Origin of the sequence: Maritalea mediterranea (assembly GCF_021568695.1) — a bacterium.
Classification (GTDB): domain Bacteria; phylum Pseudomonadota; class Alphaproteobacteria; order Rhizobiales; family Devosiaceae; genus Maritalea; species Maritalea mediterranea.
This window is the reverse complement of record NZ_JAKGTI010000001.1, coordinates 669287-686381: the sequence shown is the minus strand read 5'-3', so window position 1 is coordinate 686381 and position 17095 is coordinate 669287. Positions and strand designations below refer to the sequence as shown.

The 17095-nt window shown below is 51.8% G+C and carries 14 protein-coding genes and 1 tRNA gene; 9 read left to right on the top strand and 6 right to left on the bottom strand.

Features of this window, described 5'->3' with window-relative positions; all coding sequences use genetic code 11:
• Nucleotides 1-56: 56 nt before the first annotated feature.
• From L1I42_RS03315 to L1I42_RS03295, 5 genes are read left to right on the top strand one after another with little or no spacing between them, the layout of a single operon-like run.
• Nucleotides 57-1406, top strand: a complete 1350-nt coding sequence (locus L1I42_RS03315) for a glutamine synthetase family protein (RefSeq protein ID WP_236113079.1) — start codon at nucleotides 57-59, stop codon at nucleotides 1404-1406.
• Nucleotides 1406-2719, top strand: a complete 1314-nt coding sequence (locus L1I42_RS03310) for an NAD(P)/FAD-dependent oxidoreductase (RefSeq protein WP_236113078.1) — start codon at nucleotides 1406-1408, stop codon at nucleotides 2717-2719. The genes L1I42_RS03315 and L1I42_RS03310 overlap by 1 nt, the downstream gene beginning before the upstream one ends.
• Before the next feature lie 8 nt (nucleotides 2720-2727).
• Nucleotides 2728-3696 carry an agmatinase gene (speB, locus tag L1I42_RS03305; protein ID WP_255768279.1) on the top strand — a complete coding sequence of 323 codons (969 nt, stop codon included), beginning with the start codon at nucleotides 2728-2730 and terminating at the stop codon, nucleotides 3694-3696.
• 8 nt (nucleotides 3697-3704) lie between these two features.
• Nucleotides 3705-4382: a type 1 glutamine amidotransferase gene (locus L1I42_RS03300; protein WP_236113076.1), complete on the top strand. Its 678-nt coding sequence runs from the start codon at nucleotides 3705-3707 to the stop codon at nucleotides 4380-4382.
• Nucleotides 4383-4427: 45 nt separating this feature from the next.
• Nucleotides 4428-5720, top strand: coding sequence for an NAD(P)/FAD-dependent oxidoreductase (locus L1I42_RS03295; RefSeq protein ID WP_236113075.1), 1293 nt, complete (start codon nucleotides 4428-4430; stop codon nucleotides 5718-5720).
• 417 nt (nucleotides 5721-6137) lie between these two features.
• On the opposite strand, the gene L1I42_RS03290 is transcribed toward L1I42_RS03295, so the two are convergent.
• The 4 genes from L1I42_RS03290 to L1I42_RS03275 form a co-directional block, all read right to left on the bottom strand.
• Nucleotides 6138-6214, bottom strand: a tRNA-Arg gene (locus tag L1I42_RS03290).
• Between the two features lie 128 nt (nucleotides 6215-6342).
• The gene (locus L1I42_RS03285; RefSeq protein ID WP_236113074.1) at nucleotides 6343-7764 is read right to left on the bottom strand and encodes a sensor histidine kinase; all 1422 of its coding nucleotides are present in this window, start codon (nucleotides 7762-7764) and stop codon (nucleotides 6343-6345) included.
• A gap of 24 nt (nucleotides 7765-7788) precedes the next feature.
• On the bottom strand, nucleotides 7789-9219 hold the full coding sequence (locus L1I42_RS03280) for a dihydrolipoyl dehydrogenase family protein (RefSeq protein ID WP_236113073.1): 1431 nt from the start codon (nucleotides 9217-9219) through the stop codon (nucleotides 7789-7791).
• Between the two features lie 43 nt (nucleotides 9220-9262).
• Nucleotides 9263-10033, bottom strand: a complete 771-nt coding sequence (locus L1I42_RS03275) for a TVP38/TMEM64 family protein (protein ID WP_236113072.1) — start codon at nucleotides 10031-10033, stop codon at nucleotides 9263-9265.
• A gap of 316 nt (nucleotides 10034-10349) precedes the next feature.
• Between L1I42_RS03275 and rpmH the strand changes: the two genes are divergently transcribed.
• The 4 genes from rpmH to yihA all read left to right on the top strand — a co-directional run bounded on the left by rpmH (nucleotide 10350) and on the right by yihA (nucleotide 13466).
• Complete coding sequence (rpmH, locus tag L1I42_RS03270; protein ID WP_084633949.1) at nucleotides 10350-10484, top strand: 50S ribosomal protein L34; 135 nt, start codon at nucleotides 10350-10352, stop codon at nucleotides 10482-10484.
• 37 nt (nucleotides 10485-10521) lie between these two features.
• The gene (rnpA, locus tag L1I42_RS03265; protein WP_369413060.1) at nucleotides 10522-10902 is read left to right on the top strand and encodes a ribonuclease P protein component; all 381 of its coding nucleotides are present in this window, start codon (nucleotides 10522-10524) and stop codon (nucleotides 10900-10902) included.
• Nucleotides 10899-12731: a membrane protein insertase YidC gene (yidC, locus tag L1I42_RS03260; RefSeq protein ID WP_236113070.1), complete on the top strand. Its 1833-nt coding sequence runs from the start codon at nucleotides 10899-10901 to the stop codon at nucleotides 12729-12731. Before rnpA ends, yidC begins: the two co-directional genes overlap by 4 nt.
• A 96-nt stretch (nucleotides 12732-12827) precedes the next feature.
• Nucleotides 12828-13466, top strand: a complete 639-nt coding sequence (gene yihA / locus L1I42_RS03255; protein WP_236113069.1) for a ribosome biogenesis GTP-binding protein YihA/YsxC — start codon at nucleotides 12828-12830, stop codon at nucleotides 13464-13466.
• A gap of 26 nt (nucleotides 13467-13492) precedes the next feature.
• Here yihA and L1I42_RS03250 read toward each other — a convergent pair whose 3' ends face one another.
• Nucleotides 13493-16006 (bottom strand): bifunctional diguanylate cyclase/phosphodiesterase, encoded by a 2514-nt coding sequence (locus tag L1I42_RS03250; protein WP_236113068.1) that lies wholly within the window; start codon nucleotides 16004-16006, stop codon nucleotides 13493-13495.
• Nucleotides 16007-16244: 238 nt separating this feature from the next.
• Nucleotides 16245-16976, bottom strand: coding sequence for a glutamine amidotransferase-related protein (locus tag L1I42_RS03245; RefSeq protein ID WP_236113067.1), 732 nt, complete (start codon nucleotides 16974-16976; stop codon nucleotides 16245-16247).
• Between the last annotated feature and the right edge of the window lie 119 nt (nucleotides 16977-17095).

The following is a 17095-nucleotide window of genomic DNA, read 5'->3' as shown; positions in this document are numbered from 1 at the left end:
CAATAATGATGTCACATTTTTAAAAATGATATCACATTATTCAAGGAATAATCAAATTGTCTCAATTGCACGCGCAAGATTGGTTGGCTGAAAACCCGGATATTGACGCCGTCATGGTCGCTTTATGTGACTTAAATGGCGTATTGCGCGGCAAACGCGTGCCGCGCGCACAAATTAGCAAAATTCTTGACGGTGGCATGCGAATGCCACTCTCCGCTTGCGCTGTTGATATTTGGGGACGGGATGTTGAGGAAAGCGAACTTGTGTTCACAAGCGGCGACGCAGATGGGGTCTGTTTGGCCACCGAACGCGGTTTAATCCCCCGCCCGTGGCTGAACAACGCAACGCCAATGTTGCAAATTAGCGTGTTGGCGGACGATGGCTCGCCATTTGGCACCGATTGCCGCATGGCATTGGCCAATATCGTGAAGCGCTTTAAGGCGAAAGGGCTAACGCCAGTTGTCGCCACCGAAATGGAGTTTTACCTTACACAAATAGTCGATGGCACACCGCAAACCCTTACATTGCCACAAAGCCATCGCCCCATAGACAAACATAATGTGCTGGCGGTGTCAGAGCTGGACGCGCTCGGCGCTTTTCTGGATGATGTTTATGGAGCCTGTGCGAAATTGGACATACCGGCCGATGCCGCCATTTCTGAGAGTGGATCAGGACAGTTTGAAATAAACCTATTACATAGTGCTGAACCGCTTAGAGCTGCAGATGATGCACTGTTGTTCAAAGAGCTGGTTAAAGGTGTTGCACGTCAACACGGATTTAGCGCTACATTTATGGCCAAGCCATTTGGTGACCAAGCGGGAAATGGAATGCATGTGCATTTTTCCTTGCTGGATGAAAACGGTAACAATGTGTTTGATGATGGCACAAATGAGGGCGGCGACATTTTGCGGTTTGCTGTCTCGGGCCTTCTGGGCGCCATGCAAGAAAGCACGCTGATTTATGCGCCGCATCTTAACAGCTATCGACGTATTCGCCCCGGTCAACACGCGCCGATTGGCGTCGCATGGGGCTATGAAAACCGGACATGCGCGATCCGCATTCCCGGCGGTCCCGGCGAAGCGCGGCGGATTGAGCAGCGTGTCGCCGGCGCAGACGCCAATCCCTATTTGGTGATTGCAGCCATCCTTGGTGCCGCTTTAAACGGCATTGAAGCAAAAACACTTCCTGATCCGCCGCTCACCGGCAATGCTTATGCGGCCGATACCCAAGTTTTGCCTACCGAATTTGGCAGTGCAATTGATGCATTTGCCAACGGACAGGAAATCGTAAAAATATTTGACCCTCAATTGGTTCGCCTGTTTGCCCAAACCAAACAGCAGGAACGAAACCGTTTCTTGGATTGGGTAACTGAAGGCGAATATGCCGCTTATCTGGAGACAGTTTGATGAATGCCTCTTTTAGTCACCCCTATGCGGGCTCCGGTGAACATACCACAAGCTATTATGCGGCGTCTGCCAACACGACAAAGCTTCGTCCTTCACTGACGGGTTCGCAACGTTACGATATTTGCATTGTTGGGGCCGGATATTCAGGCTTGTCGACAGCACTGCACTTGGCGGAAAAAGGCTATAATGTTGTAATTTTGGAAGGTGCCCGTATCGGCTGGGGAGCATCAGGGCGCAACGGCGGACAAATTGTAAATGGTCTCAACGCCTCTTTACAAACGATCAAGCGACGCTATGGGCAGGACACAGCTAATTTTGTAGCCGGTCTTGTGATGGAAGGTGGCGACATCATTCGCAACTTCATTAAAACCTATAACATCAAATGCGACTACAAACCGACAAACCTATTTACCGCTTACACCGCCGCGCATATGCGTGAGCTTGAGGAGCGGTTGGCGCTTTGGCAAAGCTATGGCCTTTGCTCCCAAGAAATGGTGTCAAAGGAAAATATTGGCCATTATGTAGGGTCCGATGTTTATGCCGGCGGCATGATCGATCATGCAGGCGGGCATATGCACCCGCTCAACCTCGCGTTAGGAGAAGCCGATGCGGTTGAGAAAAATGGCGGCACCATCTACGAAATGTCCGCAGTTATCGATGTTGATTATGAAGCGAAAAGACCGGTCGTAAAGACAGAACACGGTGAAATTTCATGTAAAACCGTTGTATTTTGCGGCAACGCCTATTTGGGGAAAGTCGTGCCTGAATTGGCAACCCGCGTCATGCCTGTTTCAACACAAATTATGGCCACGGAACGGTTGTCGGATGAATTTGCGCATCGACTACTGCCTACATCAACCTGCGTGGAAGATATAAGGTATATTCTTGATTATTATCGCCTGTCTGCAGACAATCGTCTGCTGTTTGGTGGCGGCACCGTTTATGGTGGCAGTGACCCGAAAGATATTGAAGCCAAGCTGCGCAAAAACATGGATCGGGTTTTCCCCGAACTAAAAACAACTAAAATCGAATATGCCTGGAGCGGCAATTTTGCCCTTTCCTTCAGCCGGGTGCCGCAATTGGGTCGATTGAACAATAACACCTATTTTGCCCACGGCTATTCAGGCCACGGCGTCACCGGATCGCATACATTCGGACGGATTTTGGCCGAAGCGATTTCGGGCGACAATGAACGCTTTGATGTGTTTGAAAAAGTGCCCTATATCCCATTCCCCGGCGGACAGATGTTTCGCGTGCCCTATTCTGTGGTCGGCTCATGGTATTACAGCATTAAAGATAAGCTGGGGTTGTAAGCGTTGTTATGTCCAATTCCGGCGATCAGGCTTTCCGCAAGGCAGATAATAGAGGCCGCTGGCCAGAAATGACCTATGGTGGCGCGCTTAGCTTTTTGCGCCGCAGATATAGTCAAGTGCTGGACGGCGTGGACGTGGCGGTGATGGGTGTACCCTTTGACAATGCGGTAAGCTTCCGCCCAGGCTGCCGCCTTGGGCCACGTGCGGTGCGCCAGGCATCCGTTCAACTGGCAGAGCTTTCGGCTTTTCCTTGGGGATTCGATCCATTCGAACATCTGGACGTGGTGGATTTTGGCGACGTGATGCTTGACCCCCACCACCCCGAAACGATCGGCGATGCCATCAAAACCCAAGTTGCGGACATTCTAAGTACAGACACGAAACTCCTGTCCATCGGCGGCGATCATTCAATTTCCTACCCAATTTTGCAAGCACATGCTGAAAAATACGGTCCAGTGGCTCTTATCCAAATTGACGCACATTGCGACACGTGGGCGGATGACGGCGTCAGGTCAGATCATGGCACTATGTTCGCCCGCGCCGCGAAACAGGGGATAGTCGATGTTGGGAAATCAACTCAAGTCGGATTGCGTACCTACAATGATACTGATTGTGGCTTCGAAATTTTAACAAGCCCTTGGATACACCGAAACGGCATCGATGCAGCACTTGATATTGTCAAGCAGCGCGCCAAAGATGCGCCGGTTTACATCAGTTTTGATATCGATGGATTAGACCCTGCATTCGCCCCCGGCACTGGCACGCCGGTGCCAGGCGGATTAAATTCATGGCAAGGGCTGGAGTTTATACGTGGGCTTAAGACTCTCAACTTGATCGGGATGGATGTTGTGGAGGTCTCACCGCCATTCGACCACGCCGAAATCACCGCACTTGCCGCGGCACATATCGCCCATGACTGGCTATGTCTGCTCGCTGCACAAGCCGGTGCACAAGAAAGCCCAGTTGGGCGAATATAGGTTAAACGATGAAAATTGGCATATTGCAGACAGGGCGTTCGCCGGAATCAATTCGCGACAAGCATGGCGACTATAATGAATTTTTCGAACGCTATTTGAGTGGCCGTAGGTTTTCATTTGAAAATTATGAGGTGCTTGAGGGCGAACTGCCTCAAAGCCCTCAGGATGCACAGGGCTGGTTGATTACGGGGTCAAGATTTGGCGTCTATGAGGGTCACGCCTGGATCAAGCCGCTCGAAACCTTTCTACAAGACACTTTTAAAGCGGGTGTGCCCATATTCGGCGTTTGTTTCGGACATCAAATTTTAGCTCAAGCGCTTGGCGGTAGGGTCGAAAAATTCACCGGCGGCTGGTCAGTAGGGACAACGGTCTATGAAAGTTCGGAGTTGGGCAAACATAGTTTAATCGCGTGGCACCAGGACCAAGTTGTTGAACGCCCCGAAATGGCCAAGAGAATCGCATCTTCTTCTTGTTGCGAGAATGCCCTGCTGGCATACGGGGATAAGGCCCTCACCGTTCAGGCTCACCCCGAATTCTCGCCTGAGTTCTTCAAAGACCTGCTTGAAGCACGAGGTGATATCTTACCCCGAGATGTTTACAACCAAGCGCTCGCCGCCACAGACGCGCGGCTCACCCGGGACACGTTCGCAGACGTGGTCGAAGCATTCTTTAAAAAACCGCGTTAGATGGCGCAACATAGCCCGCCAACTCTTTGCAAAGGACCAAATTAGATGGACCATGCGCCAACATACTATGCGGCGACCGCAAAAAACCGCGTAGATTACCCAAGTCTTGAAACGGATATCGAGGCCGATGTGGTCATTATCGGAGGCGGGTTTACCGGTGTCGCGACTGCAGTTGAATTGGCCGAACGCGGGCTTGATGTCGTTTTGTGCGAAGCAAATAAAATTGGATGGGGCGCAACGGGTCGAAATGGTGGACAGATTACCGGCAGCCTTTCGGGCGAAAAGGCCATGGCGCGCGAATTTCGCCGCACGATCGGCGACAAAGCTGCTGATTATGTTTGGAACATTCGCTGGCGCGGCCATGACATCATTCGCGAACGGGTCAAAAAATATAATATCGATTGCGACCTGGTGTTTGGCCATCTCCAAACCGCGTTGACGCAAGCCCAATTGGCCGAACTCAATGCCACATATGCGCAAGGCTGCACCAAAGGCATGGCCGATGATCTGGAATTGGTGCCAAAAGAAAAAATCGGTGATTATCTGGAAACTGATATTTATCAGGGTGGGCTCTTAAACCGTCGCAATATGCATGTGCATGCGCTGGATCTATGTTTTGGGCAAGCGCAAGTGGTGCGCAAATTGGGGGGGCGGATTTTTGAAAACAGCGAAGTTACACATATAGAACATGGAGAGCGCCCGCTTGTACGCACAAAAACCGGTTCGGTGCGTGCGCAAAAAATTCTCCTGGCCGGAAATGCCTATCACCTGCTTGAGCGCAAAAAACTGAACGGCAAACTGTTCCCGGCTTCCTTGGCCAATATGGCGACCGAGCCCCTGTCGCAATCAGATGCAGATGCCATCAATCCACACCGGCTTGCCGTATATGATAGCCGATTTGTGCTCGATTATTATCGCTTAACTGCTGACTACCGCCTGATGTTTGGCGGCGGCACGAATTATTCTGGTGTCGATACCCCCGACGTTGCTCGACAATTGATACCGGCCCTTGAACGCACCTTTCCGCGCCTTAAAGGAATTAAGGCCGAATTTTGCTGGTCCGGACTGGACGGCATTACCCTTAATCGCATTCCGCAAGTTGGCCGCATAAACGACAATGTGTTTTATGTTCAAGGCTACAGCGGGCACGGCATAGCACTCAGTCATATTCTTGGTGAGATCACCGCACAATGTATGGCAGGTGATGGCTCAGAATTTGAGATTTTTGAGAATGTGAACCATTGGCACTTGCCACTAAATCGCAAGTTAGGCAGCCTGTTAATTGCAATCGGGATGTTGTACTACAAAATTAAAGATAAGTTGGAGAAATACCCGTGACCTGAGCCCCAACTCTCCGCCATACATTTGGAGGATTGGTCGGTTTGTATTTGGCCTTATGCGGCCCGTTTTTAAGGCATCATTTTTGTTGAGAATGCGTTGGAAGTGGTCCTGCCCAGTGAGACATGTGATCTTCTCAACGCTGAATAGTCAAAGCTGAGCATTCCTATCTCGCCAAAGTCAGTCACTTTGCAAGGAACGTGTCCGAACAGTGTCCTTTTCGTTTTCTTCGTCCGCAGCGCAGACGGCTGAGCGCATTTAAGCGAACGACCGCTTGCAACCCTCGCTGTAAGGCGCAAATCTCAAATGTATGGTTTGTTGTCCACTGCGCTGACTGTAAAGCGCGCAACTCGGTACCCTATTTTGGTCCAAATGTGACCATTGGTCCAAATCAAATGACATTCAAGAAAGGGGAAGTGGCGCACCGGGGAAGATTCGAACTCCCGACCCCTAGATTCGTAGTCTAGTGCTCTATCCAGCTGAGCTACCGGTGCTTAAATCAACGGACCAAATCGTTCCATCAATCAACAGCGCAAAGCCATATACTGGCTTTGAAATGAATGCAAGACCTCCCGCAACAACTTTTTTGCAAGATTGTCATTTTGTGGGCAAATAGCCCGGATTACCGGGGCAAAGAAATTTCAAATTTCGTGCCTTTTTGGACATCCACATAAGCAAGTGTGCCCCCATGCGCCTCGGCAAGTTCTTTGGCAATCGCCAAGCCCAGCCCGGTGCCACCGGCACGGCCCGATCCTTCAAAAGCGCGGAACAGATTGTCCTTGGCACGAGGTGACAGCCCTGGCCCATTATCCTCCACTGTCAGACGAAGCTGATCGGGCGTGGTTTCCAATTCGACGGCAACCCACGGCCTTTCGCCATCCTGACGGTGCTGCACTTCCAGTGCCTCGCGCGCATTTTTGAACAGGTTGGTGAACACCCGTGCAATCTGATCCGGATCCACCCGAATTATGACATTGTCCGGCACCTGGTTGCGCCAATCAATTTCGGGGTGCATGCGCACTGCAGCCTCTGTCGCAGATTCGTCCAGCAAAGCCCGCAGATCTACACGTTCAAATTTCGGGGGCACTGCCTTGTGGCGCCCATAATCCAAAACCGACTGGCAAAAATTGATCGCCCGGTCGAGGGTGTTGACCAATCTTGGCGCTAGCCGTTGCACATGTGGGTCATCCAAATTGGCCACTTGATCTGAAAGCAACTGGGCTGCGCCCAGTGTGTTGCGCAGATCATGATTAATCTTGGCCACGGCCAAGCCCAAATCCGCCAAATGCTGCTTTTGCTTGAGCAAGGTGAAGATATTGGTTTCCATGGCGGCCAGCTCGCGCTCAGCTACACCCACCTCGTCTCGGCGATCTGAGGGCACAATGATTTTGTTGGCATCATCGGGATTTTGGCGGAAGGCCACCATATTGGAGGTGAGGCGCGAAATTGGCCGTACCAGAAGACCGTTCAGGAACAAGAAAATGGCAAAAGACGTAAAGCTGGCCACCAACAGCGAGAGCCAGAAAATATTGCGGGAATATATCAGCAACTCCTGACGCAGCAGAGCCTCATTGATCAACACCTCAACCACGACATCCTGACTGTCCATGGGCACCCCAATAACGCGCATGGTGCGGTTGGAGCCAAAAAACAGGATTTCCAGCGCGCCAGCAATCAGATCAAGCGGCGCCCGTTCGCGGGTATCCGCGGCATAGGCGGCAACAGGCATGGGCACATCCGGGCGTTCTATAAGCTGCGATTGTCCTTCAGTGCGCACCACCAATGCCTCAGCTTCTGCCGAACTTAACAGCTTGCCGATCATTGTCGGGGTCAAATCCATCGTGTCGGGCACGGTTTCAATCACCTGAGCGGCCACGCCCGCAATATGCACGCGATCATCCATCCAATTGATGCGGAAATTGGCCACTGACGGCAAGTAGATCAGCACCTCCACCACCATAATCATGGCGATGATCATGGTAATCAGCTTCATCGACAGGCCAAAAATAACCCGTTTTGGTGCGTCTGGTATGTCGTTCGCCATATATGCCTTTGCAGCCCGTTCCGATCAGCCCAGCATCCGATTGAATTGCAGCAAGAACCGCAAGACCGGATGATCAACCTTGTCTTTATAGAACTCCACCGCGATGCGCTTTGCAATCTCGAATTGCGTGGGATAGGGCGACACCATTTTGGTGAAGGCACCGATCTTCATTTTGTTGGCCACGGCCAGCGCATAGATATTGATCAGTTCCCCGGCATTCTTTCCCACGGCCCCGGCGCCCAAGATCTTACCGGATGGGGTGGTGATCACTTTCAGCAGCCCCTCTTCCACATGTTCGGCGCGGGCGCGATCATTTTCAGCAAAACTCCATCGCAAAACCCTGAATTTGTCACCATACTTCTCTCGCGCGTCGGCTTCGGTGAGCCCTACATTGGCAATCTCAGGGTCGGTATAAGTCGCCCAGGGAATGATGGTGGTATCGTTTTTGATCGGCAGACGGAAGAGCGCGTTGCGCACCACCAAGCCGCCATGATAACCCGCCACATGGGTGAATTGCAGACCACCGGCAACATCGCCGATGGCATAGACCCGCTTGTTTGAGGTTTTCAACGATGAGTTGACCTTGATGCCCTTCGCGTCATGTTCAATTTTTGCCTTCTCCAGCGCCAACGCCTCAATATTGGGTTTGCGCCCGGCGGCCAGCAAGAGGTGCGAGCCAGAGATTTCCTCAGTTTCTCCACTTTCTTTTTCAATCGTGACGACGATGTTTTTGCCCTTAGGTGCGACCTGGGTCACTTTCACGCCCTGACATATTTCGACCCCCTCACGACGCACCTGTTTAAGTGCAATCTGGGTCAATTCCGGATCGTCCTTGGCCAACGGTTTTTGCATCTCCAGAACGGTGACTTCGGCGCCCAACCGGCGATGGGCCTGGGCCAACTCCATACCGATGGGGCCGCCGCCCACAACGATCAGATGCTGCGGCTTGCGGGTGAGGTTAAATATGGTTTCATTGGTGTAATATTCCACATCACTCAACCCCGGAATGGGGGGGGACATGGGTCGCGACCCGGTGGCGATCACAAAACGCCGTGCCTTGATGGCCTGTTCACCCACAATTACGGTCTTTGCATCCGTAAACTTCGCCTCACCCTGCAGCACTGTTGCGCCCAAGCCTTCAAACCGCTCCACCGAATCATGAGGTGCTATGTCTGCGATCACCCCATGCACATGTTCATGCACACGGCCAAAATTGATTTTGGGGTCTTCGGCAGCAATGCCGAATTTTGTGGCTGTGCGCATATGCTGTGCGCGTTTGGCCGAGGCGATAAGCGACTTGGACGGCACGCAACCGTAATTGAGGCAATCGCCACCCATTTTATCCCGCTCCACCAGCACCACACTGGCCCCAAGCGAGAGCGCTGCGGCGGCGACGGTAAGTCCGCCGGAGCCGCCGCCCATTACACATAGATCTGGTTGAAGTATTTTAGCCATGAATAATCTGTCCTCGCACAGGGTGCGTTTGGGTCATCATTTATTATGCTGCCGGTTTACGCAAGCGTTTGATGATGGTGGGGATCAGCGCTGCCACGCCCAAGGCACCCAGCGCAATCAAAAGGTCTGTGGTGACAATATTGCCCAACTTTAGAGAAATGCCACACGGCGTGTTCCCGGCTGCAACACACGCCTCATAAGCGTCCGCTTGCGCTCGCACAATCGAATCAAGCCCCTCGCCGGCGTAGGAATAAGCAAAGCTCCCCGGCGCGATGCCGACGAAAGTGGTCCAGAAGAAAATGCGGAAAGGCACACCCAAAATACCGGGCACAATATTGACCAAAGTGAATGGAAAAACGGGTGTTAAGCGCAAGAACAACATATAGTTCACGGCATCCTGCTGAAATCCAGCACGCATTTTTTGGATATAGCCGCGCGCGTTTTCCCGCATATGCTCGCCCAATGATGTCTTGGCGATGAAGAACAGCACAGAAGCCCCAACAGTCGCCGCAAAGATGGTAGCAAGCCCTGCCACCCACCAGCCCAGCAACAGGCCACCAGAGACAGTGAGCACCCAGGCAGCGGGGAACGACAGCGCCACGGCAAGGGCATAAAAGGCCATATAGATCAGCACGGCGGCCAACAGATAGTCACCGACGAATGCGGTCAGGCGTGTATAATTTTGCACCAACGCTTCAACTGAAATCCATTTATAGCTGCCGGTGACATATAAAACGACAACAATCATCACCAACAACGCAGGCGGCAGCCAGCGCTTGAGCAGTGATCGATTGGTCTGGTTGAGCAAAGCCATAAATGATCCTATCTGTTTCCGATGCGATCAAACTAACCACTTGTGGCGCATGGACCCAAGTAAAATATAATGACAGCATGATCACTCAGAGGTGAGCACCACGTGTGAAACACGAGCTGCAAAAATTGCGTATGCGCGGGACGGTTTTGATTGACTTCAAAGGCACGATTGCCTATAAGCCAGCCCAACTCGACCATTTTTGATGGTGCGGTTGGCTTTGTTTTGGCAAAAACAGAAGCGAGACGCGCCCGCTGGTCAATCAAGAATTAAACAGTATAGAGGAACCGTGTCCTTTAAGATGCGGTCTTGAAGAGCAATGAAGCGTACATTTCAGCCAAGCAATCTTGTTCGCACACGCCGTCACGGTTTCCGCGCACGTATGGCCACTAAAAACGGCCGCAAAATCTTGAATGCACGTCGCGCACGTGGCCGCAAGCGTTTGTCAGCTTAAGTGACGGTTTGGACACGTTACGGGTCCGAATAGCGAGATGACGACGATGCGCCAGTTGAAAAAAAGGGCGCAATTTTTGAAAGCCGCGCGGGGACGCAAAATTGTCCGGCGCGGCTTTGTGCTGCAAGCGGTTGCGCACAATGAGGATTGCGAGCTGGGTCCTGCCATCGGCTACACGGTGACCAAACGGGTAGGCAACGCGCCGCAACGCAACCGGGTTAAACGTCGGCTTCGCGCACTGGCCCGGGAATTTGCTGAAAAATTCGACCCAAATTTCAACTATGTGTTGATTGGACGGCAAGAAGCGTTACATGAACCCTTTAGTGAACTTAAAAAAAGCCTGATACGGGCGCTTGAAAAGATACATGTGGATAGAAGCGCTGCTTCGCATGCAAAAGATCGGAAGTCAAAATCATGAATGAAGGCCGCAATTACGTCCTGGCAATCGGATTGTCGATTTTGGTGTTGGTGGGTTGGCAATATTTTGTCGCCGGGCCGCAATTGGAAAAAGCCCAACGTCAAGCTGAACTGGCTGCACAACAAGAGCAAGCCACATCCGACATCGCAGACCTGCCGACCCCTTCTGCCGATGGCTCACCAAATGAGGCTGTTGTCTCGACGACCGGCATTGTTGGCAGCCGAGAAGACGTGATCGCCCAGGGCCAACGCGTTAAGATTTCTACCGACGCGCTGACAGGCTCAATTAATCTGACCGGCGGCCGGATCGACGATTTGCGGTTGAAGCGCTATCACGAGACCGTGGACGAAAGCAGCCCGATCATCACGCTATTGTCCCCAGAGGGCACACCAAAGCCTTATTTTGTGGAACAGGGCTGGGTGAGCGCCACGGGTTCAACAGCCAATTTGCCCAAGGCAAACACCCAATGGCAGGTTGTCGGCAACGACACGCTTTCGGTTAGTGCGCCTGTGACCCTGCAATATGATAATGGCAATGGGCAGGTGTTCAAACGCACCTACAGTGTGGATGAAAACTATCTCTTCACCGTCACCCAAACAGTGCAGAACAATGGTAGCGGCGATATTGCGCTGTTCCCCTATTCGCGTGTTACACGGCAGGAAACGCCTGCAACCTCTGGCTTCTTTATCTTGCATGAAGGACCGATCGGGGTGCTTGGCGACAATAACCTTGTCGAGCTCTCTTATGGCGATCTGGCAGAAGAGTCCCGTAAAGATTACTCCTCCAATGGCGGCTGGCTTGGCTTTACCGATAAATATTGGGCCACCGCGGTTGTGCCGACCCCAAATACTTCTGTGAACGCCCGTTTCTCTTATGGCAACGGCAATGCGCGGCCAACCTATAAATCCAGCTTCGTGGCTCAGGACCCTGTTGTGATCGGCGCCAATCAAAGCGGCAGCTTTGAAAGCTATGTGTTTGCCGGTGCGAAGGTTGAGAACCACATCGACAATTACGAGAAAAATCTCGGGATTGATCGGTTTGAACTGTTGATCGACTGGGGCTGGTTCCACTTTATCACCAAGCCATTGTTCTATCTGATCCGCTTCCTGAACGAAGTGTTGGGCAATTTCGGTTTGGCTATTCTGGCCGTAACCGTGTTGATCAAAATCGCCTTCTTCTGGTTTGCCAACAAATCATATGCCTCGATGGCAGCCATGAAAAAAGTGCAGCCAGAGATGAAGGAAATCCAGGAACGGCATAAAGAAGATCGCATGCAGCAACAGCAAGCGATGATGGAACTCTATAAGCGCGAAAAGATCAACCCGATGTCGGGCTGTTGGCCGGTATTGATTCAGATCCCTGTGTTCTTCTCGCTCTATAAAGTGCTGTTTGTGACCATTGAAATGCGGCACGCGCCCTTCTTTGGCTGGATTCAGGATTTGGCGGCACCAGACCCCACCACCGTGTTCAACCTGTTTGGTCTGTTGCCTTATGACCCAACAGTTCTGCCGGTTATTGGTGGCTTTCTGGCGTTGGGCGCCTGGCCGTTGATCATGGGTATCACCATGTTTGTGCAAATGCGCCTGAACCCGCCACCAGCAGACCCGACCCAAGCGGCGATCTTTGCTTGGATGCCTGTGATCTTTACGTTCATGCTGGCAGGTTTCCCCGCTGGTTTGGTGATCTACTGGGCATGGAACAACTTCCTGTCGATCCTGCAGCAATATGTGATTATGCGGCGGCATGGTGTTGAGGTGGATTTGTTTGGCAATATTGCCGCCACCTTCAAACGCAAAAAACCGGCCGAAGTTGAAGAAGAAGCCAAATAAGCTTCATGAATAGAGGCGGCGCATTAACGCCGCCTCTTCTTTTTTGTACCTTGCTGATTTATCAAGGGTGCAACATCAAACTATTTGCGGGGCAATATGACTGAGTTCTCTCCAGCAGAATTGGAAGCAGGTCGCCTGCTATTTGCACGGCCTTGGGACTTTGTGAAAGGCTGTGTGCGCATCGATGATTTGCCCCCAACCGACCGCACAGAGATCGCCTTTGCTGGCCGATCGAATGTCGGCAAATCCTCTTTGATCAATGCGTTGACGGGACGGGTCAATCTGGCCCGCACCTCCAACACCCCTGGACGCACGCAAGAGCTGAATATTTTTGAAGCCAATGATGCGCCGCTGCGCATTGTAGATATGCCTGGCTATGGATTTGCCAAAGCGCCGAAAAAGACGGTGGAGACTTGGACCAGACTTATACACGCCTATTTGCAGGGCCGTCCGAACTTGCGGCGTGTTTTTGTGTTGATTGATGGGCGGCACGGGCCAAAGCCTGCGGATGAAACGGTGATGAATGAATTGGACAGCGCGGCCGTTTCTTATCAAATCGTGCTGACCAAAGCCGACAAACCAAAGGCTGGCGAGCTTGAAAAGATTGTGGCCAAGACCGATCAGATCATTGCCAAGCACGGCGCCGCTCACCCAGAAATGCTGATCACGTCCTCAGAAAAGAAGGACGGCATTGACGGTTTGCGCGCCGTGATCGCGCAATTGCTGGCGACTTAAAAACACCTCGTCCAATTTCGCGCCAACTAAAGAACCGTCATTTTGGATGGCCGCGCTTGGACTTGATGGTCTTTCACAAATCGAGCCATGTCGTCAGCTGCCATAGGGTGCCCGAACAAAAAGCCTTGGAAAGCATCACAGCCCAGAAGACGCAGGATGCGCACTTGGTCTTCCTGCTCGATCCCTTCAGCCAATACTTCGATATTGAGCGATTTACCCATATCAATGATGGATTTGATCAAGCGGCGTTGTTCCGCTGATTCGGTGAGTGGGGCCACAAACTGCCGATCAATTTTGATCCGCTTGGGATGAAGCCGCAACAAGCCAACGATTGACGCATGACCGGTACCAAAATCGTCGATATCGATATCAATACCCATATCCTGAATGCGTGCCAAATTCTCATCGACAATCTTTTTGGATTCGTCGAGGAAGATCGTCTCAACCAACTCAAACGTCAGCTGACCGGGCTTGATGTCAAACTGGGACAAAGACATGATCAAGTCTTCGTGTTCCAACCGACTTGACGACACATTGACCGACGCATTGGGCACATGGATACCGGCGGCCTCCCAGGCGGCCATGTCGTCCAACACACGCTGCAATATGATTTCGTCGAGCTTGTCCATCACATTAAGGTCGTCAGCAGCATCCATAAACTCGACGGGCGAAAGCACCCCTCGCTCAGGATGTTGCCAGCGTGCAAGCGCCTCTACGCCAATAATGCTCAATGAATGCGCATCAAATTGCGGTTGATAGTGAGGTACAAACTGCGATTGTTCGATTCCTTGTAGAATCTCCTCCGACAGCTCTCGCGTGCGCAAAATACTTGTATGCAATTCGTCGGTGAAAAAGGAACAACAGTTACGTCCATCCTGTTTCGCGCGATAGAGCGCAATGTCAGAGCGCACAAGCAAGTGAGAATACTCAATCGCGTTGTCCGGCGTGCAGGCGACCCCCACACTGGCGCCAAAACGGCAAACTTGACCTTCAAAATTTAGCGGCTGGTTCGCGGCGTCGATAATCCGTTGGGCCAGTTTTTCCAGCACGTCAAGTCGGCCATCGCATGGCATGACAAGCACAAACTCATCACCACCCACACGACCAATGAAACCATCTCTCGGTGCATTCGCACGCAAAGCGTTGGCAAAATGACAAAGGGTAGCATCACCTGCTCTATGCCCCAGTGTATCATTGATTTGCTTGAAGCGATCGAGATCGATGGACAAGATGGCCAGCCCTATGCCCTCTTCAGCGTTTTCTTGCATCATGCGCAGATGCTGGTCGAGCAAGCGTCGGTTGGGAAGCCCAGTTAGCTCATCATGCATGGCCAAATGTTCGATTTGCTGATGGGCAGACTTTAGCTCTTTATTTTGTCCTTCTGCCAACTTCTTGGCTTCAAGAAGCGCATTTTTCATTTCCACTTCTTCAGTAACATCCCAATTCACGCCGACCATTTTGGGGTCTTCCCCTTCAGCGTGATAGTAAGAGCATCGCGACTGCAAATAGCGCACCTCGCCTTTTGGTGTGATGATACGAAATTGAGAATTTACGTTACCTTTGGTGGCAATAGCCGTTTGAAATTGTCTTTTCGCCAATTCGCGATCTTCGGGGTGCAATGCCCCCTCCCAATCCGCGGCACTTCTGGCATAGATCACTTCTTCACACCCAAACAGCTCATTCGTCCGGTCATCCCATAGATTTACACCAGTGCGCAAATTCGTTTCCCATACACCAATCGCCGAAGCTGAAAGCGCAACGCGCAACCGCTCATGCACTAATTCCAACTGCTTTTCCCGAGCAGCCAAGGCCTTATTCTGCTTGCCGCGCAACCGCATCAAATGCGCGCTGTATAGCAAGGGAAGCAAGACAATCAGGAAGGCAACGCTCAGAAACGCCCGCAATTGCCATACATTAGGCGCAGTTGCCGCCCACCCATTTTTAGGGATCGCCAGTAGGGACCAACTGCCATTAGGCAAAGTAACCTGAACGGACACTGGATTTTTTTGTGGCATGTCTTGGTCGCCGAAAAAAATACTCCCAACATCGCCCAGCCCATCGTGGCCACGCAACGCCACATCCAGTTTGAGATCCTCATCAAGCAATCCGCTTGCCTCATAGAGCCGCTCTTCATCAATAACTGCGGATACAATGCCCCAAAACTTTTTGCCCCCGGTGAAATCGTTTAAAAAAACCGGGTAGCGTCCAATAAAGCCGCGCCCCCCTTGCACCAAGTCCACCGGCCCGGCCAGCACAAGTTCACTAGTATCACGCGCGCGTAAGGCAGCATCGCGCTGGGCCTCGTGTTCACGATAGTTCAGTCCAATCACGGCCTCGTTGCCGACAAAAGGATATATCATCTGGACTACGAGGTCGGGTGCCCCGGCAAGCACATGTAATTGTTCGGAATCGTCAAACAGCGCGCGCGCCAGAAAGGAGAACCGCACCTGCCCCATATCTGGTTCCGACGCGATGACACCCACCAGCCCTTTTACCAGTTGTAGGTTGGCATTAATGGTCTGCTCAAGCTCAGCGCGCAATATGCTAGCGCTTGCCAAAACTTCATTGCGCTGTTCCTGGACGTATAGGCGATTGCGTTGATCTTCTACAAAAACCCAGAAAAATATAAAAAAAACCACACAAATCAGGGCTGGCAAATTAGTCATATGCCAGAAGGATTGCCGCCAGAAGGCGCTATTTTGCCCCCGTTTAAACACTAATAAATCTGCCCTTTGATCAAAGTCTGATCAGAATAGGTACGGGATGCTTAAATTTTGATTATTTTTGAATCGATTTGCTCGAATTTTCCCGGAAAAACCTGACAAACAACTCCCCCAGCAAAGCTGAGGATGATGGATCGGCCAATGAGGCCAGCGCTTGATCCGCATCATCTGGGTCAAACACAACCCCTTTGCGCTTGGTGAAAAGCGTGCGCGAGAAAGAATCACTAAATTCGGGATGCGGCTGCACGCTGATGGCTGGACCATCAGGATAGAAAAGGCCTGCATTGGGCGTAAAATCGCTTCTGGCGATAATTTCGGCTTGGGCAGGTGGACTTAAAACCTGATCTTGGTGGGAAGCCGTGATATGCACGTCTTGCGCCTCAACGCCAAAAATCTCAGGCAAGTTTTCGAGCCGATAAGCATGGCGCCCCAAACCCCAGCCTTTTTCAGATTTACCCGCATGGCCACCCAACGCTTCCGCCATTATTTGATGGCCAAAGCAAATGCCAACCATGGGGATATGCTGTTCATACGCGGCGCGGATGAAGGTTTTAAGCGGATCGATCCATGGCAACGGATCATAGACACCGTGGGAACTGCCAGTGATCAACAGCGCCTCCACATCATCGAGCGGCGGCAGTGGTTCATTTTCCACCACGCTGATCACCCGGAAATCAAATTCGCCACCGGCTTGCTTCAGCATGATCTGCATCATTTCACCGTAGGTCGGAAACGCCTCGCGCAACGGCTCGGGCACAAGGCCGGTTTGCAAAATGGTGATTTTCATAATAGCTACCTTGACGTGATCTCCGCATCTAAGACTATTGACTTTTGCATGGCAAGAGGGGTTTTAAGGTCTGGACAAAGCGGGGCGAACCTGCACGATAGTGACAATCCCATCATCAA